The organism is Microbacterium sp. SYP-A9085 (assembly GCF_009649635.1).
Classification (GTDB): Bacteria; Actinomycetota; Actinomycetes; order Actinomycetales; family Microbacteriaceae; genus Microbacterium.
The window spans coordinates 173,660-192,835 of sequence record NZ_WJII01000003.1 but is presented as its reverse complement, the minus strand read 5'-3'; the positions used below and the strand labels follow the sequence as shown (position 1 = coordinate 192,835).

The window sequence follows — 19,176 nt, the reverse complement described above, 5'->3', positions numbered from 1 at the left end:
TTCAGTTGTAAGGCCGGGAGGGAGAATGGGAAGTGGGGGTTGCCATCCCGCGGAGAATGTGCGTGGGTTCAGCGCGGCGCCGGCAGCGCGGACAGGTAGCGCTCGGCGTCCAGTTCCTTGCGAGTACCCCCCAACTTGCCGTCGGGCTTTCCGCCGACATACAGCCATCCCAGCAGCCGCTCGTTGTCGCGCAGGCCGTGGAGCGCGGCGACCGCGTCGGTGCGGGTCCAGCGGCCGGTGCGCCAGATGACGCCCCATCCGGCCTCGTCCAGCAGCAGGCTCAGCGTGTGCGCCACGCCCGCGGCGGCGGCCACCTGCTCCCACCGCGGCACCTTCTCGCTCGGCCGGTAGCTGACCACGACGGCGATCAGCAGGGGCGCCCGCAGGGGCTTGGACGAGGCGCCCTTCTCGCCGGCGGACCGGTTGATGGCCCGGCCCAGCCGCTCGCGATCCTCGCCGCGCAGCTCGATCAGTCGCCACGGGCGCAGCGACGAATGGTCGGCGACCCGGCCGGCGGCGGCGACGAGTGGCAGCAGCTCGTCATGCGTGGGCGCGGCATCCGTCACCTTCGACCAGGACCGGCGCGCGCGAACGGCGTCGAATGCGGTCACTCGTCGTCTTCGGGACTGAACTGCAGCGAAATCGAGTTCATGCAGTACCGGTCGCCGGTGGGGGTGCCGAACCCGTCCGGGAACACGTGTCCCAGGTGCGACCCGCACGCCGCGCACAGCACCTCGGTGCGCTCCATGCCCAGGCTCGGGTCCTCGCGCAGGACGACGGCCTCGGGGCGGATCGACTCGTAGAAGCTCGGCCACCCGCAGTGCGACTCGAACTTCGTGCCGCTGCGGAACAGCTCCGCGCCGCACGCCGCGCAGGTGTACAGCCCGGCGCGATGCTCGTCCAGCAGCTCGCCCGTCCAGGGGCGCTCGGTCGCCGCCTGACGCAGCACGGCGTACTGGTCCGGGTCCAACTCGGTGCGCCACTGGTCATCGGTCTTGTTCACGGTGTAACTCATGGGAATCCTCCACCACCATTCAACCCGACGTCGCGCCCTCCTGTTCCGACAGAATGGGGCGGATGTCAGATATAGCCGCCGTGCAGGAGCGGTACGCGCGCTTCGCCCGCGTCGAAGCGCCGCACCGATCACCGCTGTACGCGCGGTGGGCGGCCGGTGTCGCCGGGGATCCGCGGTCCGCCGGCATCCTCGCCCGCATCCCGCCCGAGCACCGGCAGCCACCCCTCGTCTTCGCGGTGACCCGGATGCTGGGATCAGGCCTCGTCGCGTACCCGGCGTGGGCGGCGTGGCTGGACGCGCACGCCGATGCCGTCGTGGCCGAGTGCCGCGCCCGAGGTGTGCAGACGAACGAGCCGCTGCGCTGTGCGGCGATGCTGCCGGCCCTGGCGGCCATCCCCGGGCCGCTCGCGGTGATCGAGGTAGGAGCCAGCGCCGGCCTGTGCCTGTACCCGGACCGCTATTCCTACCGGTACCGCAGCGACGACGGCGTCGTCGCCATCGACCCGGTCGACGGGCCGAGCCGGGTCGTGCTCGCGGCGCAGTGGCGGGGACCGGCCCCGCGCCTCCGGATGCCCGACATCATCTGGCGTGCGGGCATCGACCTGCAGCCGCGTGACGCCCGCGAGGCCGCGGACCGTGCCTGGCTCACCGGACTCGTGTGGCCGGGGGAGGATGGGCGCGCGGCCCGCGTCGAGGCGGCGCTGGATGTCGCCGCCGCCGACCCGCCGCTGCTGGTGGCCGGGGATGCCGCGACGGCGCTGCCGGAGCTCGCCGCCCGTGCGCCTCGGGGCGCCACGCTCGTGGTGACGACTCCGGGGGTGCTCGCGCACGTGCCGCGCGCCCGGCGTGAGCGGATCGCCGCCACCGCACGCGGACTCGGCCGCTGGGTCACGCTGGATGCACCCGGCCTGCACGCCGCGGTCGCCGGTGCGTGGGCGCCGCAGGCCGCCGCCGGCGAATGGCCGAACGGGGCTTTCGCGCTCGCCATCGACGGGCGGGTGATGGCGGCCGTCGACCCGCTGGGCGCCATAGTGCGGCCGATCGGCGCCGACTGGGAGTGGCATCCCGGATCCGCGCCCTCGCGGCAGTAGCGTGAGCGGGTGCCCCTCGACGATCGTGCCCGCGCCATCCTGGATTTCGAGTCGCGGTGGACCCGGCACGTCGGCGCGAAGGAGGAGGCCATCCGGCTCGAGCTCGAGCTCGCTCCGGCGCGCTACTACCAGCTGCTCGGCCGGCTGATCGACACCGCCGACGCGCTCGAGCACGACCCGATGCTCGTCAAGCGACTGCGGCGGATCCGCGATCTGCGTGCGCGGGAGCGCCTCGCCCGCGCATCCGGCGATCGCTGACCGCCGACCCTGCGGAAATCTGTGCGCGCCCTGGTTGCCCGCAGAATCCCGCCCGATAGCATCGTGACGTGCCGAGACCGACCTACCCGCGGGACGCGTTCGACGACGTGCCCGCCCACGGCGAGCGGGTCGGCGCCCACCGATCGGAGAACCCGCGTCTGCGGGTGGGCGTCCTCCTTGCGTGGGCGGCGCTCGCGACGGTCCTGCTGATCGGGCTCGGGGCTGTCGGCACCCTGTGGGTGTCCGGACGGCTGGGCGGCACGCCGAGCTCGGCGCCGACCGCTGCGCCGACGTCCACGGTGACCCCGGTCCTGGACACGTCGTACACCGTGCTCGTGCTGAACGCGACCGGAGAGCCCGACAAGGCGACCCTCGCCAAGGACCAGCTCGTGCGCGCGGGATACAAGCCGGGGCAGATCTCGCCCGGCGAGGCCGGATCCACGTACCCGACCACCACCGTCTACTACGCGCTGCCCGAGGATGCCGCCGCCGCGGCGGGGCTGGCGAAGGCCGTCGGCGGCGCCGCCATCGCGCAGAACGACGAGTACCAGCCCGCAGGCGACCCCGAGGCGCAGCAGCTCACGCTCGTCCTCGGCACCGATCGCGCATCGTCGCCCGCGCCGACGACCACGCCCTAGCCGCCTCAGTCCGGCTTGCACTCGGTAGGGGCGAGTGCCAGAATGGGATTAGCACTCGCGTTGAGTGAGTGCTAAAGACCGTCAGCCAACGTCCGGGAGGGACGACACACACATGGCAAAGATCATCGCTTTCGACGAGGAGGCCCGCCGCGGCCTCGAGCGCGGCCTGAACACGCTGGCCGACGCCGTCAAGGTGACCCTGGGTCCCCGCGGTCGCAACGTCGTGCTCGAGAAGAAGTGGGGCGCCCCCACCATTACGAACGACGGCGTCTCGATCGCCAAGGAGATCGAACTCGACGACCCGTACGAGAAGATCGGCGCCGAGCTCGTCAAGGAGGTCGCCAAGAAGACCGACGACGTCGCCGGTGACGGAACCACCACCGCCACGGTGCTCGCCCAGGCGCTCGTGCGCGAGGGCCTGCGCAACGTCGCGGCCGGTGCCGACCCGATCTCGCTCAAGCGCGGCATCGAGAAGGCCGTCGCGGCCGTCATCGACCAGCTGCACGCCGCCGCCAAGGAGGTCGAGTCCAAGGAGCAGATCGCCGCGACCGCGTCGATCTCCGCCGCCGACACGACCATCGGCGACCTTATCGCCGAGGCCATCGACAAGGTGGGCAAGGAGGGTGTGGTCACCGTCGAGGAGTCGCAGACGTTCGGCACCGAGCTCGAGCTCACCGAGGGCATGCGCTTCGACAAGGGCTTCATCAACCCCTACTTCGTCACGGACCCCGACCGCCAGGAGGCGGTGTTCGAGGACCCGTACATCCTCATCGCGAACCAGAAGATCGGCAACATCAAGGACCTGCTGCCCGTCGTCGACAAGGTGATCCAGGACGGCAAGGAGCTCGTCATCATCGCCGAGGACGTCGAGGGCGAGGCGCTGGCCACGCTGGTGCTGAACAAGATCCGCGGCATCTTCAAGTCGGTCGCCGTCAAGGCCCCCGGCTTCGGCGACCGTCGCAAGGCGCAGCTGCAGGACATCGCGATCCTCACCGGCGGCCAGGTCATCACCGAGGAGGTGGGCCTGAAGCTGGAGAACACCACGCTCGACCTTCTCGGCCGCGCCCGCAAGGTGATCGTCACGAAGGACGAGACCACTATCGTCGAGGGTGCCGGCGACTCGGCGCAGATCGAGGGTCGCGTGACCCAGATCCGTCGCGAGATCGAGAACACCGACAGCGACTACGACCGCGAGAAGCTGCAGGAGCGCCTCGCCAAGCTCGCCGGCGGCGTGGCCGTCATCAAGGCGGGCGCGGCCACCGAGGTCGAGCTCAAGGAGCGCAAGCACCGCATCGAGGACGCCGTCCGCAACGCGAAGGCCGCCGTCGAGGAGGGTGTCGTCGCCGGTGGTGGCGTCGCGCTGATCCAGGCCGGTGCCAAGGCGTTCGAGACGCTCGCGCTCGAGGGCGACGAGGCGACCGGGGCGAACATCGTCAAGGTCGCAATCGAGGCCCCGCTCAAGCAGATCGCGCAGAACGCGGGTTTGGAGCCGGGTGTCGTCGCGCACAAGGTGTCGGGACTGCCGGCGGGCCACGGCCTGAACGCGGCCACCGGAGAGTACGGTGACCTGTTCGCGCAGGGCATCATCGACCCGACGAAGGTCACCCGCTCGGCTCTGCAGAACGCGGCGTCCATCGCCGGCCTGTTCCTGACCACCGAGGTGGTCGTCGCAGACAAGCCTGAGAAGGCTGTCGCCGGCCCGGCCGACCCGACCGGCGGCATGGACTTCTGAGTCGCAGGTTCCAGGAACGAAGCGCCCCTCCTCCGGGAGGGGCGCTTCGCGTTTCACCGGAACAGCGATGCGCTGAACTGCTCGGCCTCGGCGTACTGTCGGCCGGCCGCGGCGAGGGCCGTATTGATGGCGGCGAGCGTCTGCTCGACCTGTACCTGTGTCGCCCGCCACTGGTCGACGACGCCCGCGAACGCCGCGGCGGCCGCACCCGTCCAGGATCCCTGCAGGCTTGTGAGCTGAGCGAGCATCGCCTGCGTCTCGCCCTGCAGGCGGTCGGCACAGCCGCGAACCGCGGCGGTGGTGGCGATGACGGCGTCGCTGTCGACGGAGTACACGGCCATGAGGGCTCCCTTCGCTGGGTTTCGCCCCACGCTACGGCCGCCGCGCACGCGCGGACGCCCGGGCAGCGCATCCGTGGACAACGTGCCTCCGCGTCCCGGCTGGGGAGGAGGCGACGCTCAGTCGGCCGGGTCGTCGGGCCGGCGCGCCGGCTGCCGGTCTTCCGCGGCGCCCCCGTCGGCCAGCGGCAGCGAGACGCGGAACGTGGCACCCCCGCCCGGCGTGTCCGTGACATCCACCGTCCCGTGCAGCAGGTCCACGATCGACGCGACGATCGACAGCCCCAGGCCCGACCCCCCGGTCTCGCGGGTCCGTGAGTTGTCGGCGCGCCAGAACCGCTGGAAGATCTGCTTGCGGATCTGCACGGGGATCCCCTCGCCATGGTCGGCGATGGCGATCCAGCCCATGCCGGCTGCGGCATCCACCCCTACCGCGAGATCGATCGGGGAGTCGTCGGGCGTGTACCGGCGGACGTTCGCGAGCAGATTCGCGACCACCTGGCGGATGCGGTTCTCCTCGCCGAGCACCACCGGCTCCGGCACTCCGAGCGCCGCGGCGACCTCCGGCGGCGTGGACAGGTGCCCGGCGAGCTCCGGGGCCGGATGCGACCGGGGCCGGCGCCGCAGCAGGCTGCGCGGACTGGGCACGCCGCGCCGCCTCGCCGGGGCGGTGCCGGTCGCCGCCGTTATCGGCTCGGTGGGCAGGCGCAGGGCCGGCAGTTGATCGGCCACCGCCGTCGTGGTGTCGTTCACGGACACCACCCGCCGCGGCGAGGCGGCGCGGATGTCGAGGGCGGCATCCCGGGCTATCGGGCGCAGGTCGACGGGGGTGATCTGCAGCTGCTCGTGCCGCTCGTCCAGGCGCGTGAGCGCGAGAAGGTCCTCGACCAGCGCGCCCATCCGGATCGCCTCCTTCTCGATCCGCTCGAACGCCAGGCTCACGTCCTCGTCGCCGCGGATGGCGCCCATCCGGTACAGCTCTGCGTAGCCGCGGACCGTGACCAGCGGCGTGCGCAGCTCGTGACTGGCGTCGCCGACGAACCGCCGCATCTGCCGCACCGCCGAGTCGCGCTCACCGAGCGCGCCGTCCAGCCGCGCCAGCATCGCGTTGATCGCGATCTTCAGCCGCCCGACCTCGGTGTGCTCGGGCTCGATCTTCGTCATCCGCTGACTGAAGTCGCCCGCCGCTATCGACATCGCGGTCGCCTCCACCTGCCCCAGACTGCGGAACGCGAGGGTCACCAGCAGCCGGGTCCCGAGCGCGCCGATCAGGATCGTCAGGAGGGCGAGGATGCTGTAGATGCCGAGGAACGTGCCCACGATCCGGTTCACCGAGGATGTCGGCAGCGCGACCAGCTGGGTCAGCAGGTCGGGACGGGTGTTCAACAGCAGTGGCGAGACGCTCGCGCGGAAATCGACGCCCGTGGTGCCCGGAATGTCGTACGGGGCGGTGCCGCGGATGTTCGCCTGCGCGAGGGTCACCGTGGTCGGGAACACGGGGGTGTTCTCGGCCCGCGGCCCCGCCGAGGCCAGCAGCCGTCCGTCGGCGCCGTACACCGCGACGAACACGCCGGTGACGTCCAGCGACGCGGACGGCTTCGGCGTGAAAACGAGCGTGCCGGCGGCGCCGTCGGTGATGTCGAACACGCTCTTGGCGGGGTCGGCGCTGCCCAGCTGCTGCACCTGCGCGTCGAGGTTGGCATCCAGCGCCCCGCGCAGGAAGATCATCGTGCCGGTACCCACCGTGAACAGTCCGATAGCGAGCACCGCCACCGTCACGCCGGTGACCTTCGCGCGCAGGCTCAGGCTCCGCCACCACCCGGTGACGGCGTCGGGCTTCTGTCTGGACAGTTCCGCTCCCGGGGGCGCGTGCGCGTCAGGCAGACTTGCCGGCCTTCAGCATGTAGCCGAAGCCGCGCTTGGTCTGGATGAGCGACTCGGACGAGTGCGGGTCGATCTTGCGGCGCAGGTACGAGATGTAGCTCTCCACGATCCCCGCGTCCCCGTTGAAGTCGTATTCCCACACGTGGTCGAGGATCTGGGCCTTGCTCAGCACCCGGTTCGGGTTCAGCATCAGGTACCGCAGCAGCTTGAACTCGGTGGGGCTGAGCTCGATCTGCGTGTCGGCCACGAACACGTCGTGGGTGTCCTGGTCCATCGTCAGCTCGCCGGCGCGGATCACCGACTCCTCGTCAGTCTGCATCGTGCGCCGCAGAATGGCCTGGATCCGCGCCACTATCTCGTCGAGGCTGAACGGCTTGGTGACGTAGTCGTCGCCGCCCGCGTTCAGGCCCTCGATCTTGTCCTCGGTCTCGTCCTTCGCGGTCAAGAACAGGATCGGCGCGGTGTACCCGGCGCCGCGCAGGCGCTTCGTGACACTGAAGCCGTTCATGTCGGGCAGCATCACATCCAGCACGATGAGGTCCGGCTCCTCCTCGAGGACGGCTGAGATCGTCTGCGCGCCGTTGGCGACGGCCCGCACCTGGAAGCCCGCGAATCTCAGGCTCGTGATGAGCAGATCGCGGATGTTCGGTTCGTCGTCGACGACAAGGATGCGCGGTGCGGTCATGTGCCCATTATGCTTATCCGCCCGCCGCGGATGTGGGATGTTCGCGGCGAGCGGCTTCGGTGAGAGCCCTCACCTCCACGCAGCAGTGCCCGTCGCGGGGGACGAGATGCGGGGTGCGCGCGTCGCCGGTGCCGTCGATGATGCCCTGCACGAGAGCGAGGTTCGCGCCGCAGACCAGCTCGGTGTGCCGGGCGGCCAATGCGTGGAACGGGCAGTTCTCCAGTCGCACCGCCCCGTCCTCGCCCGTATCCGGCTGGTATCCGCAGGCGGTGAGTGCGGCCTCGACGCTCTCGCAGTCCGCGCCGATCTGCGCGCCCAGCTCGCGGGCCTGGGCCGGCACGGCCTCGCGCATCGGCACGGCCTCGCGGTCGGCGCGCTCCGCGGCGGCGGCGAGAAGCTCGCCGGCCAGCTCGTAGTGGCGCTCCGGGATCGAGCCCATCAGTTCACCGGACGTCGCCCGGTACAGCTTCGCGGGCCGGCCGGCGCCGGGGCCGCTGCGGCCGGACAGGCGCCGGTATTCGACGGTGAGCAGCCCCGCCTCGACGAGGCGGTCGAGGTGGAAGGCCGCCGTGGACCTGGGGATGTCCGCGGCGGCCGCGGCAGCGTCTCTGCCGACGGCATCCTGTGCCCCGGCGACGACGTCATAGATGCGTCGGCGCACGGGGTCCCCGAGCGCGCCGAGGGCTGCTGTGCGGTTGTCGGAGATGACGCCCATGCCCGAGAGCATACTCTAAAAGTGCACTTCTTGACAAAAGAATTTTGCGGTCCTAATCTCGAAACCGAGCCCCGTGTCGCACCGGGCCCGGAGGAGAAGCGCATGTCCACAACAGCCGCGCCGCTGGCGGCCGTCGAAGACCCGGACGAACAGACGGGGGTCGACGTCGTCGCCGCCGAGCGCGCCGTCGCCGACCTGCTGCGGGCCCTCGGCCGCGACGTGACCGATCCGCACCTGGCCGAGACGCCGCGCCGCGTCGTGGCAGCACTGCGGGAGATGACCGAGCCCGACGGGTTCATGCTCACCACGTTCCCCAACGACAGCGGCTACGAGGACCTCGTGCTGGTCCGCGACATCCCGTTCACCTCCGTCTGCGAACACCATTTACTGCCGTTCCGCGGCGTCGCCCACGTCGGCTACCTCCCCGGGGAGCGCATCGTCGGGCTGTCCAAGCTCGCCCGCGTCGTGGAGCTGTTCGCCCACGACCTGCAGGTGCAGGAGACCCTGACTGCGCAGATCGCCGACCACCTCATGCATCACCTCGCGCCCCGCGGCGTGGGCGTGGTGCTGCAGGCGGAGCACATGTGCATGTCCCTGCGCGGTGTGCGCTCCGCGGGCACCACCACCGTGACCAGCGCGTTCCGCGGCGCGCTGCGCGACGACGACCAGCTGCGTGCGCGCTTCGCGCCCACGGCACACTAGACGAAGGACGAGAGGAAACGCCATGGCGGGAATGGTCATCATCGGAGGAGGACTGGCTGCCGGCTCGGCGGTCCAGACGCTGCGCGAGGAGGGCTACGACGGCGATGTGACCGTCGTCGCCGACGAGGCGCAGACGCCCTATCAGCGGCCGCCGCTGTCCAAGGGCTTCCTGAAGGGCGACGAGGGCCTGGATGCTGTTGTCCTGCACCCCGACGACTGGTACCGCGAGCAGCGCATCGACGTGCGCACCTCGACCGCGGCCACCGCCATCGACCCCGCCGCGCACACCGTCACCCTCTCCGACGGCTCGACGCTCTCCTACGACAAGCTGCTGCTGGCGACCGGATCGTCGCCGCGCGTGCTGCCGATCCCCGGCCACGATCTGCCCGGCGTGCACATGCTGCGCCGCCTGTCCGACTCCGAGCAGCTGAAGTCACAGCTGTCCGCCGGCGGCAAGAAGCTCGTGCTGATCGGCTCCGGCTGGATCGGCATGGAGGTCGCCGCGACCGCCCGCCAGCTCGGCAACGAGGTCACGATCCTCGAGCGGGACGCGGTGCCGCTGGCGATAGCGCTCGGCGAGACGATGGGCAACGTCTTCCGGCGCCTGCACGAAGAGCAGGGGGTCGACCTGCGCACATCCGTCAACGTCGAGCGGATCGAGGGCACCGACCGCGCGACCGGCGTCCTCGTGGACGGGCAGACCGTCCCGGCAGACCTCGTCCTGATCGGCATCGGCGCGATCCCCAACACGAGTCTCGCCGAGGCCGCCGGGCTTCAGGTCGAGCGCGGCATCCTCACCGACGCGTCGCTGCGCACGAGCGCGGCGGACGTGTTCGCCGCGGGGGATGTCGCCAATGCGATGCACCCAGTGTTGAACCAGCGCCTGCGCAGCGAGCACTGGGCCAACGCGCTGAACGCCGGCCCGGTCGCCGCGCGCGCCATGCTCGGCAAGGATGCCGTGCACGACATGATCCCGTACTTCTACACCGACCAGTTCGACCTGGGCATGGAGCTCAGCGGCTACCCGCCGCTCATGAAGGACGCGCAGATGGTGATCCGCGGCGACGTGGACGCGCGCGAGTTCGTCGCGTTCTGGGTGCAGGGCCGGCGCGTGGTCGCGGGCATGAACGTCAACATCTGGGACGTCAACGAGACCGTGCAGAAGCTGATCGCCTCGGGCGAGGACGTGGATCTGGACGCGCTGGCCGACCCGGAGGTCGCCCTGGACGCTCTGGTCACCGCGTGATCGTCGCTCCCCGTCTGGAGCATCCGGCACGCCGGATCGGCGATCGAGAGATCGACTTCTCGCGCCGATTCGCGGTGATGGCGATCGTCAATCGCACGCCGGACTCGTTCTACGACCACGGGACGACGTACGCGCTGGACGCGGCCGTCGCGGCGGGGCGCTCGGCGTTCGCCGCCGGTGCCGACCTCGTCGACGTCGGCGGCGTGAAGTTCGCGCCTGGCCCGGCGCTGCCCGTGGACGAGGAGATCGAGAGGGTCATCCCGGTCGTGCGTGAGCTCGCGCCGTTCGGCCCGGTCAGCGTCGACACGTTCGAGCCCCGGGTCGCGGAGGCCGCCATCGCCGCAGGGGCTGCCGTGATAAACGACACCACCGGCGTGCACGACCCGGCGATGGCGGATGTCGTGGCGGACTCGGACGCGACGCTCGTGGTCGCGCACAGCCTCGCCGTCCCGCGCACCCAGCTGCCGCAGCCGCGGTATGAGGACGTCATCGGCGACATCGCGGCGTTCCTGCGCGCCCGGGTCGACCTGGCTGTGGCGCGTGGGGTGCCGCTGGAGCGGATCATCATCGATCCCGGGCACGACCTGAACAAGAACACGCGGCACTCGCTCGAGTTGACGCGGCGGCTGGGGGAGCTGGCGGTGTTTGGCCTGCCGCTGCTTGTGGCGCTGTCGAACAAGGACTTCATCGGCGAGACGCTGGACCGGGACCGGGACGAGCGGCTGGCCGGATCCCTTGCGGCGGCCGTGTTCTGCGCGACGCAGGGCGCCCGGCTTGTCCGCGTGCACAATGTGCGGGAGAGTGTGGACGCGCTGCGGATGGTCGAGACGATCCTCGGCTGGCGCGAGCCGGTGTACATGCTGCACAACACGAGGCCGGAGGGCAACGACTGATGCCGACACGGGACGACCTGTTCGCCGCGTATGCGCTCGGCGACCGCGGCATCCCGAGCCTGCGGATGAACTTCGTCGCCAGCGTCGACGGCGCGGTCTCGCTGCACGGTCGCAGCGGCACGCTGGGCGGGCAGACCGACCGTGCGCTCATGGAGGTGCTGCGGGCGATGGCCGACGTGATCCTCGTCGGCGCCGGGACCGTCCGCGTCGAGGGGTACGGCGGCGTGCAGCCGACGGCGGAGGATGCCGCGTGGCGGCGCACGCACGGGCTCTCGCCGGCGCCCCGCCTGGCGGTCGTCAGCGGCCGGCTCGACCTGTCGCCGGACGACTCGGTGTTCGCCGATGCGACCAGCCGGCCGATCGTGGTGACCCGCGCGTCCGCGCCGCACGAGCGCCGGGAGGCGCTGGCGGAGGTCGCGGATGTGCTGGTCTGCGGAGACGCGACGGTGGATCTGGGGCTGATGGTCGCGGAGTTCGCCGCGCAGGGGATGACGCAGGTGCTCAGCGAGGGCGGCCCGCACCTGTTCGGGTCACTGCTGGACGCGGATGTCGTCGACGAGCTGTGCCTGACCCTGGCGCCCCGCGTCGTCGGCGGCGGAGCCGGCAGGATCGCCCAGGGGGCGACCGAGGGCGACCGCGGCTACGCCCTGCGCAGCATCCTGCACGACGACGACGGGTTCGTGTTCCTGCGCTACGCGCGGTAGTCGCCGTCGGCATCCCGCGCGTGCCCGGCGTCGGAGACTGTGCCCGACGCGCCGCGTGCCAGCCGATGCTCCCGGCGTGGCGTGGACGATCTCCTGCATACGGCACGGCGCGCGTCACGACGCTCGAGGCGACCTGCCGCGCCCTGGACTGCCAGCCCGGCGACCTGCTGCAGTACGTCGCCGACTGACGCGGCGTCGGCAAAAGGACTCAGCCCGTTCTGGGGGAATTCATCTGGAGGGTTCAGTTGGACTCCGGTCTGCGCTAGTTTCGCTCCCATCGTGCACGGCAGAACCCGTCGGCGCGCGGAGTGAATGAACGGAGACAACCGTGGAAACTCGCAAGATCCCCTCCGGCCCGCGGCTGGCAGGAGCCGCCGCGATAGCCCTCACGGCAGCCCTCGCCATCGCGATGGGCGGCCCGGCGCAGGCCGCACCGAACAAGCCGCACCCGCCGAACGGGCCCACCGTCGACATCCAGCTGCTGTCGTTCAACGACTTCCATGGCAACCTCGAGGCGCCCGGCGGCTCCAGCGGCCGGCTGATCGTGGACCACACGCTTCCCGCCGGAGCGACGAAGCCGACGGATGTCACGAAGGACGTCGGCGGTGTGGAGTACCTCGCTACCCACCTCGCGCAGGCCCGAGAGGGACATCCGTACTCCCTGACCGTGGCCGCGGGCGACCTCATCGGCGCTTCGCCGCTGCTGTCCGGCGCGTTCCACGACGAACCGTCGATCCTCGCGATGAACGCCCTCAAGCTCGACGTGTCAGCGGTGGGCAACCACGAATTCGACGAGGGCTACCAGGAGCTGCAGCGGATGGCCGATGGCGGCTGCATCGACGACGGAGACGGCGCGAACAACCAGAACTCGTGCCCCGACGGCACGTTCCCCGGTGCGAGCTTCGACTACCTCGCCGCGAACGTCGTCAAGCAGGGGACGAACCAGACGATCCTGCCCGCCTACGTGGTGAAGAACATCAAGGGCGTCAAGATCGGGTTCATCGGGATGACGCTGAAGGACACGCCCACGATAGTGACGGCTTCCGGTGTCGCCGGCCTCGAGTTCAAGGATGAGGTCGCCACGGCGAACGCGCTCGTGCCGGTCCTGAAGAAGCAGGGCGTGAACGCCATCGTCGTGCTGATCCACCAGGGCGGCGTGCCCGGGCAGCAGACCTGGTACCACGACGGCACTGCGTACACGGTGAACCCGTCGTACGACGCCGCGTGCGCCAACGGCGCGCAGCTCGACCCGACCAGCCCGATCATCCCGATCGCGAAGAACCTGGATCCCGCGATCGACATGATCGTCTCCGGCCACACGCACCAGCCGTACGTGTGCGACATCAAGGACCCGGCCGGCAACGACCGCATGGTGACGTCGGCCTCCTCGTTCGGGCGCCTGTTCACCGACACGACGCTCACGTATGACCGCCGCACGCAGGACATCGTGCGCACCTCGGTGCACAGCGCGAACATGCTCGTGACGCGGGATGTCGCGAAGGACCCGGCGGAGACCGCGATCATCGCCCACTACAAGGAGCTGGTCAAGCCGATCGCCAGCCGGGTGATCGGCCAGATCTCCGGCGACGTGACGCGCACGCAGAACGCCGCGGGCGAATCCGCGCTCGGCGACCTGATCGCGGACGCGCAGCTGGCCGACCCGAGTGTCGTGGGTCCGTACGCGACGCCGGTGATCGCGCTGATGAACCCGGGCGGCATCCGTGCCGACCTCACCTACAACGCCTCGTCGTGGGGCGAGGCGCCGGGGGATGTCACGTTCGAGGAGGCGTTCACGGTCCAGCCGTTCAACAACTACCTCGTCTCACTCGACCTGACCGGAGCGCAGATCAAGCAGCTGCTGACCGAGCAGTGGAGCGGTGTGAACGCCGGGTCGGGTCGTAAGATCCTGCAGGTGAGCGCGGGCTTCGCGTACACGTACTCGGGGACGACCCTGGGCGCGGTGACGCTGAACGGTCAGCCGCTGCAGGATGCCACAACCTACAGGGTGGTGACGAACAACTTCCTCGCGGGCGGCGGTGACGGGTTCGGGACGTTCCTCGGTGCGCAGAACGTCTACTACGGCGGGCTGGACATCGACGCGTTCGCCGCGTACCTGACCGCGCACAGCCCGTACACCCCGGGTGCGCTGCAGCGGATCACGATGCAATAGGAGGCGGGTTCGACGCGGACGGCCGGTGGGGAGTCACCGGCCGTTCCGTGCCCGCGGCTGCCCGCGGCATCCCGTGCCCACTGCAGGAGACCGTGAGCGACACGCGGTGGCCGGGGCGTGGAGCACGGCGTGGCGGGCAGAGTCTCCGACGCCGCGCACGGGCGGTCGCCGCGGAGGAGCGTCAGGCGGCGAGCCGGTCGGCGTCGAGGATCGTGTAGCTGTAGCCCTGCTCGGCGAGGAAGCGCTGCCGGTTCTGCGCGAAGTCCTGGTCGACGGTGTCGCGCGCGATCAGGGTGTAGAAGCTCGCGGTGCGGCCGGACTCCTTCGGCCGCAGCAGCCGCCCCAGCCGCTGCGCCTCCTCCTGGCGAGAGCCGAATGTGCCGGACACCTGGATCGCGACGGATGCCTCGGGCAGGTCGATCGAGAAATTGGCGACCTTCGACACCACGAGCAGGTCGATGGTGCCCTCGCGGAACGCCTGATACAGCCGCTCGCGCTCGTCCACGGGCGTGGCGCCCGTGATCTTCGGCGCGTTCAGCGCCTCGGCCAGCACGTCGATCTGGTCGAGATACTGGCCGATCACGAGGATCCGCTCGCCGCGGTGCTTGGCGACGAGCTCCTTCACGACGCCGATCTTGGCTGGCGCGGTGGCCGCGAGGTGATACCGCTCCTCGTCGGCGGAGGCCGCGTACTCCAGCCGGTCGTCGTCGGGCAGGTCCACGCGCACCTCGTAGCAGACGGCGGGGGAGATGAATCCCTGCGCCTCGATCTGCTTCCACGGCGCGTCGAAGCGCTTGGGCCCGATGAGGCTGAACACGTCGCCCTCCCGGCCGTCCTCGCGCACGAGCGTGGCCGTCAGACCCAGCCGACGCCGGGCCTGGAGGTCCGCGGTCAGCTTGAACACGGGCGCCGGCAGCAGGTGCACCTCGTCGTACACGATAAGGCCCCAGTCCAGCGCGTCCAGCAGCGCGAGGTGCGCATACTGGCCCTTCCGCTTCGCCGTCAGGATCTGGTATGTCGCGATGGTGACCGGCTTGATCTCCTTCATCTGACCGGAGTACTCGCCGATCTCCGCCTCGGTGAGGCTCGTGCGCCGCAGCAGCTCATCGCGCCACTGCCGTGCGCTGACGGTGTTCGTCACGAGGATCAGCGTCGTGGTCTTCGTCTGGGCCATCGCCGCCGCGCCCACGAGCGTCTTCCCGGCGCCGCAGGGGAGGACGACCACGCCCGAGCCCCCCGCCGTGAACTTGTCCACGGCGGTGTGCTGGTACGGCCGCAGGTGCCAGCCGTCCTCGCGCAGGGCGATGGGATGCGGCGTGCCGGGCGTGTACCCCGCGCGGTCCTCCGCCGGCCAGCCGATCTTCAGGAGTTCCTGCTTGATAGCGCCGCGGGCCCACGCGTCGACGACGTAGACGTCCGGGGCGGGGTGGCCGATGAGCAGCGGCTGGATGCGCTTGTTCTTGGACACCTCGACCAGCACCGCGGGATCCGTCGAGCGCAGCACGAGCGTGCCCGCCTCGTCCCGGTCGATCACGAGGCGTCCGTACCGGTTCACCGTCTCGCGGATGTCGACCGACACAGACGAGGGCACCGGGAACTTCGACCACCGGTCGAGAGTGGCCAGCATGTCCTGCGCCTCGTGGCCCGCCGCGCGCGCGTTCCACAGTCCGAGCCGGGTGATCCGGTAGGTGTGGACATGTTCGGGAGCCCGCTCCAGCTCGGCGAAGATCGCCAGCTCATGGCGGGCCGTCTCGGCGTCCGGATGCGCGACTTCCAGCAGAACAGTGCGATCGCTCTGGACGATGAGGGGGCCGTCGGACATGACCGTCCAGTCTACCGGGCCTTCACGCCCACGATGCTCGCCACCGGCACCGTGCGCTCGATGTCAGCGGCGCGGTCGCGGCCGCGCAGCCGGCCGCCGCCGAGCCCGGTCGCCTCCATCGTGAAGAGGCGCTCGCTGCCGTCGGGCATCCGGACCGTGACGTCGATCTCGCTGCGGGTGCGCACGGCCTGCTCCAGCTCGCGCTCGAGCCAGGCGGCGTCCGCGTCCTCCGCGCTGTTGGCGAGCAGCTGCAGGGCCAGCGGCAGCAGCGCGGTGAAACCGTCCGATTCGGGTGCCGTCGGATGCGGCGCGCGTCCTCGGCGCAGCGGCTCCGGCAGACCCGCGGCATCCACCGCGACGACCGGGTAGCGGGCGTCGGCGAGCGACCAGAACACGGCGTCGCGTGACACGCGGGAGACCAGGGCGTCGCCGTCACGGGCCAGGCCCACCGAGCGCAGCGACTGGTCCACGGCGATCGTGCGCAGCAGGTGCGCGTCGGCGCTCACCACGCGCGTGCGGCCGGTGGTGGCATCCGTCCCCACCCTGACCAGGCCGTGCCGGGCCGCCGCCTGCTCGATCAGATAGTCCAGCGGCTGCGGGATGCCGGTCAGTGACAGGTCGGACAGGAATGCACGCACCGACGCGGCATCCTCGCCGCCCGCCACCGCCGCCGCGAGCGTGTCGGCGGTGAAGCGGTAGGTGGATGCCTGCGCCTGCGACTCGCGCAGCGCCATGGTCCGCAACCGCAGGTCCAGTGCGGATCGCAGCGGCCCCGGGGCGATGGCGGTGAGGTCGGCCTGCAGGTAGATCCGGTCGATCTCTCGAGGCAGGAGCGCGGTGAGAGCGGCGACGTCGGGGGCGTCGCCGCGGCGCAGCGCCGCGGCCCAGGCCGGCTCCGACCCGTCCGCGGCGATCAGAGCCCAGCGCGCGGCGCACTCCTGCAGCGTCGACACGAGCGCGGGCCACTGCGGGTCCAGGGGGACCACCGCCGCCCACGCGGCGGGCGGAAGGTAGCCACCGGTCCGCGTGCGCAGCACCGCCGGCAGGGCATTGCGCCAGCCGGTCGCGACGGCGGCCCAGCGTCCCACGACCGCGCCCGGCAGCCAGGCGGCTCCGGTCTCGGTGAGCCGCCACGCGCGGTCGGCGAGCGTCAGCAGCCCGGCAGCGGATGCGAGCGCCAGGAGATCGTCGAGCTCGGCCCCGTCGGCGACGATCCGGTGCTCGATCAGGGCCCGCCGCTCGACGGCGGTCACCGCGCCGGCGCCGGTGACGGGCACGGGCTGGTCGGCAGCGTGCGCGACGAGGTCGGTGAGCGCGCGGACGGCGGACGTCGCCCGCTCCGCGCAGGCCGCGGTGACGTCGTCGTCGGCCGGGGCGGGGTCGCCCACCGCGGGCACGGCGGCCACGGCGTCGGGTCGCTCGTCGAGCACGGCGACAAGGCGCTGTGCCACGGCGGCCAGGGGGCGCCCGTCAGCATGCAGGAGCGCCACGGCATCCAGGGCCGGCTGGGCCGCGGCATCCACCGGCGCGTCGTCGGCCGTCGCCTCGGCGAGCGCCTGCAGCTGCGGCCGGGGCAGCACTGCGAGCGCCTGGTCGATCGAGGACGCCTCCAGGAGCGCCTCGGCGGCGTCGAAGCAGTCGCGCCACGCGGCTCCCGCGGAGACGCCCCGCACGTGCAGGAGCTCGGCGAGCCCGTCCGCGGCCAGCTGCGCCAGCCTTCTCGCCAGCGCGCGCTCGTCAGAGGTGTCGGACACTCAGCGCGCCCGGCCGGTGGCCCTGTTCGCCCGGGACCTGCGCACGAAGCTCATGATGACGACTGCCATGATCATCACGAACGCGACGATCGGGGCGATGTAGACGATGATGCCGATCACCGGCCAGATCCCCTGGTTGAACTCCGCGTGCGTCGCCGTGCCGATCATGATCGCGAAGAAGCAGACGACCGACAGCACCAGCAGCCCGAGTGCGCTGAAGGACAGGATCCGGTCGATCCGGCGGACCGGGACATCCCCGGACGGAGTGGGAGCGCTCATCCTTTCCAGCCTACCGCCGCGCGCAGGTGCCGTAGGCTGGACGACAGGACCTTCGGGTCCTTTCCACTCCCATGCACGTCTGCACGCCTGCGGGCGCGCGCCCCGTTCCAGCGAGGTACTCATGCCCACCGGCAAGGTCAGGTTCTACGACGAGGAGAAGGGCTTCGGCTTCATCTCCTCGGAAGACGGCCAGGACGTCTTCCTGCACGCCACGGCGCTGCCCGCCGGGGCGGTCGTCAAGGCCGGATCGCGCGTCGAGTTCGGCATCGCCGACGGCCGCCGCGGACCGCAGGCCCTGTCGGTGCGGGTGCTGGAGGCGCCGGTGAGCCTGGCCAAGCGGTCCCGCAAACCCGCCGACGACATGGCCGTGATCGTCGAGGACCTCGTGAAGCTGCTCGATGGCATCGGCGGAGATCTGCGCCGCGGGCGCTACCCGTCCGGCGCGCACGCGAAGAAGGTCGCCGCACTGCTGCGTAAGGTCGCCGATGACTTCGACGCCTGAGCAGCCCGACGCCGTCCCGGCGCCCACCGAGGAACTGCCCGATGAGCGGCTGCTGGCCGCGCATGATCTGGCTCTGCGCGCGTTGCACGAGATCACCCGCCCGGAGACCGTCGGAGACCCGGCCGGCTACCGCGTCGAGGGTGACGGGATCGTCTCGCTGCTGTTCGAGAACCGGATGCCGGGATACCCGGGCTGGTTCTGGACGGTGAGCCTCGCGGTCGTCCCGGATGCCGAGCCGACGGTCTTGGAGACCGAGCTGCTGCCGGGTGAGACAGCGCTCTTGGCCCCCGAATGGGTGCCGTGGGCGGTCCGCCTCGCCGAGTACCAGGCGCAGCAGGCTGCCGCCGCGGCCGTCGCGGGTGAGACATCCGACGACACCGCGGACGAGCTGGACGAGGATGTCGACGCCGCAGACGGGGGCTTCGATGACGACGATGACGACCTCGATGAGGACGCCGACGACGACGAGGACGCGGTCGATTTCGACGCGGACGACTCGCCGATCCTGCACGCCGGCGACCTCGACGGCGTCGACATCGACGAGCTCGACCCGTCCGCCGAGGACGACGAGGACGAGTCAGACGACGACTCGGATGACGACGACGAGGACGACTCGGACGACGACGAGGACGAGTCAGACGACGAGGAGGACGACTCGGATGACGACGAGGACGACTCGGATGACGACGAGGACGACTCGGATGACGACGAGGACCAGTCAGACGACGACGAGGAGTGACCTGCCGCG

The 19,176-nt window shown here is 71.0% G+C and carries 21 protein-coding genes; 12 read left to right on the top strand and 9 right to left on the bottom strand.

Annotated elements, in window-relative coordinates:
• Positions 1 to 68 precede the first annotated feature (68 nt).
• Positions 69 to 611 carry a nitroreductase family protein gene (locus tag GH740_RS08660; RefSeq protein WP_367641198.1) on the bottom strand — a complete coding sequence of 181 codons (543 nt, stop codon included), beginning with the start codon at positions 609 to 611 and terminating at the stop codon, positions 69 to 71.
• The gene (gene msrB, locus GH740_RS08655; protein ID WP_153745707.1) at positions 608 to 1,015 is read right to left on the bottom strand and encodes a peptide-methionine (R)-S-oxide reductase MsrB; all 408 of its coding nucleotides are present in this window, start codon (positions 1,013 to 1,015) and stop codon (positions 608 to 610) included. The genes GH740_RS08660 and msrB overlap by 4 nt, the downstream gene beginning before the upstream one ends.
• Before the next feature lie 62 nt (positions 1,016 to 1,077).
• Between msrB and GH740_RS08650 the strand changes: the two genes are divergently transcribed.
• From GH740_RS08650 to groL, 4 genes are all read left to right on the top strand, one after another.
• On the top strand, positions 1,078 to 2,106 hold the full coding sequence (locus GH740_RS08650) for a DUF2332 domain-containing protein (protein WP_153745706.1): 1,029 nt from the start codon (positions 1,078 to 1,080) through the stop codon (positions 2,104 to 2,106).
• A gap of 9 nt (positions 2,107 to 2,115) precedes the next feature.
• Positions 2,116 to 2,364 (top strand): DUF3263 domain-containing protein, encoded by a 249-nt coding sequence (locus GH740_RS08645; RefSeq protein ID WP_367641195.1) that lies wholly within the window; start codon positions 2,116 to 2,118, stop codon positions 2,362 to 2,364.
• A gap of 68 nt (positions 2,365 to 2,432) precedes the next feature.
• Entirely contained in the window at positions 2,433 to 3,002 is a 570-nt protein-coding gene (locus GH740_RS14320; protein WP_367641193.1) for a LytR C-terminal domain-containing protein, read from the top strand.
• Between the two features lie 112 nt (positions 3,003 to 3,114).
• On the top strand, positions 3,115 to 4,734 hold the full coding sequence (gene groL, locus GH740_RS08635) for a chaperonin GroEL (RefSeq protein WP_153745705.1): 1,620 nt from the start codon (positions 3,115 to 3,117) through the stop codon (positions 4,732 to 4,734).
• Between the two features lie 53 nt (positions 4,735 to 4,787).
• Here the strand turns inward: groL and GH740_RS08630 are convergent, their stop codons facing one another.
• The 4 genes from GH740_RS08630 to GH740_RS08615 form a co-directional block, all read right to left on the bottom strand.
• Positions 4,788 to 5,075 (bottom strand): WXG100 family type VII secretion target, encoded by a 288-nt coding sequence (locus GH740_RS08630; protein ID WP_153745704.1) that lies wholly within the window; start codon positions 5,073 to 5,075, stop codon positions 4,788 to 4,790.
• Positions 5,076 to 5,192: 117 nt separating this feature from the next.
• A complete protein-coding gene (locus GH740_RS08625) occupies positions 5,193 to 6,851 on the bottom strand; it encodes a sensor histidine kinase (RefSeq protein WP_367641190.1) in 1,659 nt (552 codons plus the stop codon).
• 97 nt (positions 6,852 to 6,948) lie between these two features.
• Entirely contained in the window at positions 6,949 to 7,641 is a 693-nt protein-coding gene (locus GH740_RS08620; RefSeq protein WP_153745703.1) for a response regulator transcription factor, read from the bottom strand.
• 13 nt (positions 7,642 to 7,654) lie between these two features.
• A complete protein-coding gene (locus GH740_RS08615; RefSeq protein WP_153745702.1) occupies positions 7,655 to 8,356 on the bottom strand; it encodes a metalloregulator ArsR/SmtB family transcription factor in 702 nt (233 codons plus the stop codon).
• A gap of 102 nt (positions 8,357 to 8,458) precedes the next feature.
• On the opposite strand from GH740_RS08615, the gene folE reads away from it, so the two are divergent.
• The 6 genes from folE (at position 8,459) to GH740_RS08585 (ending at position 14,071) form a co-directional block, all read left to right on the top strand.
• Positions 8,459 to 9,058, top strand: coding sequence for a GTP cyclohydrolase I (gene folE / locus GH740_RS08610; protein ID WP_153745701.1), 600 nt, complete (start codon positions 8,459 to 8,461; stop codon positions 9,056 to 9,058).
• Between the two features lie 22 nt (positions 9,059 to 9,080).
• Complete coding sequence (locus GH740_RS08605; protein WP_153745700.1) at positions 9,081 to 10,304, top strand: NAD(P)/FAD-dependent oxidoreductase; 1,224 nt, start codon at positions 9,081 to 9,083, stop codon at positions 10,302 to 10,304.
• A 77-nt stretch (positions 10,305 to 10,381) separates the two neighbouring features.
• On the top strand, positions 10,382 to 11,197 hold the full coding sequence (gene folP / locus GH740_RS08600; protein WP_153745799.1) for a dihydropteroate synthase: 816 nt from the start codon (positions 10,382 to 10,384) through the stop codon (positions 11,195 to 11,197).
• Positions 11,197 to 11,901, top strand: a complete 705-nt coding sequence (locus GH740_RS08595; RefSeq protein ID WP_153745699.1) for a pyrimidine reductase family protein — start codon at positions 11,197 to 11,199, stop codon at positions 11,899 to 11,901. Before folP ends, GH740_RS08595 begins: the two co-directional genes overlap by 1 nt.
• 20 nt (positions 11,902 to 11,921) lie before the next feature.
• Positions 11,922 to 12,089, top strand: a complete 168-nt coding sequence (locus tag GH740_RS08590) for a helix-turn-helix transcriptional regulator (protein ID WP_153745698.1) — start codon at positions 11,922 to 11,924, stop codon at positions 12,087 to 12,089.
• A gap of 140 nt (positions 12,090 to 12,229) precedes the next feature.
• On the top strand, positions 12,230 to 14,071 hold the full coding sequence (locus GH740_RS08585) for a bifunctional UDP-sugar hydrolase/5'-nucleotidase (RefSeq protein ID WP_367641186.1): 1,842 nt from the start codon (positions 12,230 to 12,232) through the stop codon (positions 14,069 to 14,071).
• A 181-nt stretch (positions 14,072 to 14,252) separates the two neighbouring features.
• On the opposite strand, the gene GH740_RS08580 is transcribed toward GH740_RS08585, so the two are convergent.
• Genes GH740_RS08580 through GH740_RS08570 form a run of 3 tightly spaced genes read right to left on the bottom strand, consistent with a single transcriptional unit; the run spans position 14,253 to position 17,926 of the window.
• Positions 14,253 to 15,893, bottom strand: a complete 1,641-nt coding sequence (locus tag GH740_RS08580) for a DNA repair helicase XPB (RefSeq protein WP_153745697.1) — start codon at positions 15,891 to 15,893, stop codon at positions 14,253 to 14,255.
• Positions 15,894 to 15,904: 11 nt separating this feature from the next.
• Positions 15,905 to 17,647 (bottom strand): helicase-associated domain-containing protein, encoded by a 1,743-nt coding sequence (locus tag GH740_RS08575; RefSeq protein ID WP_367641184.1) that lies wholly within the window; start codon positions 17,645 to 17,647, stop codon positions 15,905 to 15,907.
• Positions 17,648 to 17,926 carry a multidrug ABC transporter ATPase gene (locus GH740_RS08570; RefSeq protein WP_153745696.1) on the bottom strand — a complete coding sequence of 93 codons (279 nt, stop codon included), beginning with the start codon at positions 17,924 to 17,926 and terminating at the stop codon, positions 17,648 to 17,650.
• 121 nt (positions 17,927 to 18,047) lie between these two features.
• On the opposite strand from GH740_RS08570, the gene GH740_RS08565 reads away from it, so the two are divergent.
• Together GH740_RS08565 and GH740_RS08560 are read left to right on the top strand one after the other, a co-directional pair.
• Positions 18,048 to 18,428 carry a cold-shock protein gene (locus tag GH740_RS08565; RefSeq protein WP_153745695.1) on the top strand — a complete coding sequence of 127 codons (381 nt, stop codon included), beginning with the start codon at positions 18,048 to 18,050 and terminating at the stop codon, positions 18,426 to 18,428.
• Positions 18,412 to 19,167, top strand: coding sequence for a DUF3027 domain-containing protein (locus GH740_RS08560; protein WP_153745694.1), 756 nt, complete (start codon positions 18,412 to 18,414; stop codon positions 19,165 to 19,167). Before GH740_RS08565 ends, GH740_RS08560 begins: the two co-directional genes overlap by 17 nt.
• Positions 19,168 to 19,176: the final 9 nt, after the last annotated feature.

Coding starts and splice junctions, on each gene's coding strand:
- msrB (WP_153745707.1), bottom strand. CDS start 1,015: ATGAGTTACACCGTGAACAAGACCGATGACCAGTGGCGCACCGAGTTG.
- GH740_RS08650 (WP_153745706.1), top strand. CDS start 1,078: ATGTCAGATATAGCCGCCGTGCAGGAGCGGTACGCGCGCTTCGCCCGC.
- groL (WP_153745705.1), top strand. CDS start 3,115: ATGGCAAAGATCATCGCTTTCGACGAGGAGGCCCGCCGCGGCCTCGAG.
- GH740_RS08630 (WP_153745704.1), bottom strand. CDS start 5,075: ATGGCCGTGTACTCCGTCGACAGCGACGCCGTCATCGCCACCACCGCC.
- GH740_RS08620 (WP_153745703.1), bottom strand. CDS start 7,641: ATGACCGCACCGCGCATCCTTGTCGTCGACGACGAACCGAACATCCGC.
- GH740_RS08615 (WP_153745702.1), bottom strand. CDS start 8,356: ATGGGCGTCATCTCCGACAACCGCACAGCAGCCCTCGGCGCGCTCGGG.
- folE (WP_153745701.1), top strand. CDS start 8,459: ATGTCCACAACAGCCGCGCCGCTGGCGGCCGTCGAAGACCCGGACGAA.
- GH740_RS08605 (WP_153745700.1), top strand. CDS start 9,081: ATGGCGGGAATGGTCATCATCGGAGGAGGACTGGCTGCCGGCTCGGCG.
- folP (WP_153745799.1), top strand. CDS start 10,382: ATGGCGATCGTCAATCGCACGCCGGACTCGTTCTACGACCACGGGACG.
- GH740_RS08595 (WP_153745699.1), top strand. CDS start 11,197: ATGCCGACACGGGACGACCTGTTCGCCGCGTATGCGCTCGGCGACCGC.
- GH740_RS08580 (WP_153745697.1), bottom strand. CDS start 15,893: ATGTCCGACGGCCCCCTCATCGTCCAGAGCGATCGCACTGTTCTGCTG.
- GH740_RS08570 (WP_153745696.1), bottom strand. CDS start 17,926: ATGAGCGCTCCCACTCCGTCCGGGGATGTCCCGGTCCGCCGGATCGAC.
- GH740_RS08565 (WP_153745695.1), top strand. CDS start 18,048: ATGCCCACCGGCAAGGTCAGGTTCTACGACGAGGAGAAGGGCTTCGGC.
- GH740_RS08560 (WP_153745694.1), top strand. CDS start 18,412: ATGACTTCGACGCCTGAGCAGCCCGACGCCGTCCCGGCGCCCACCGAG.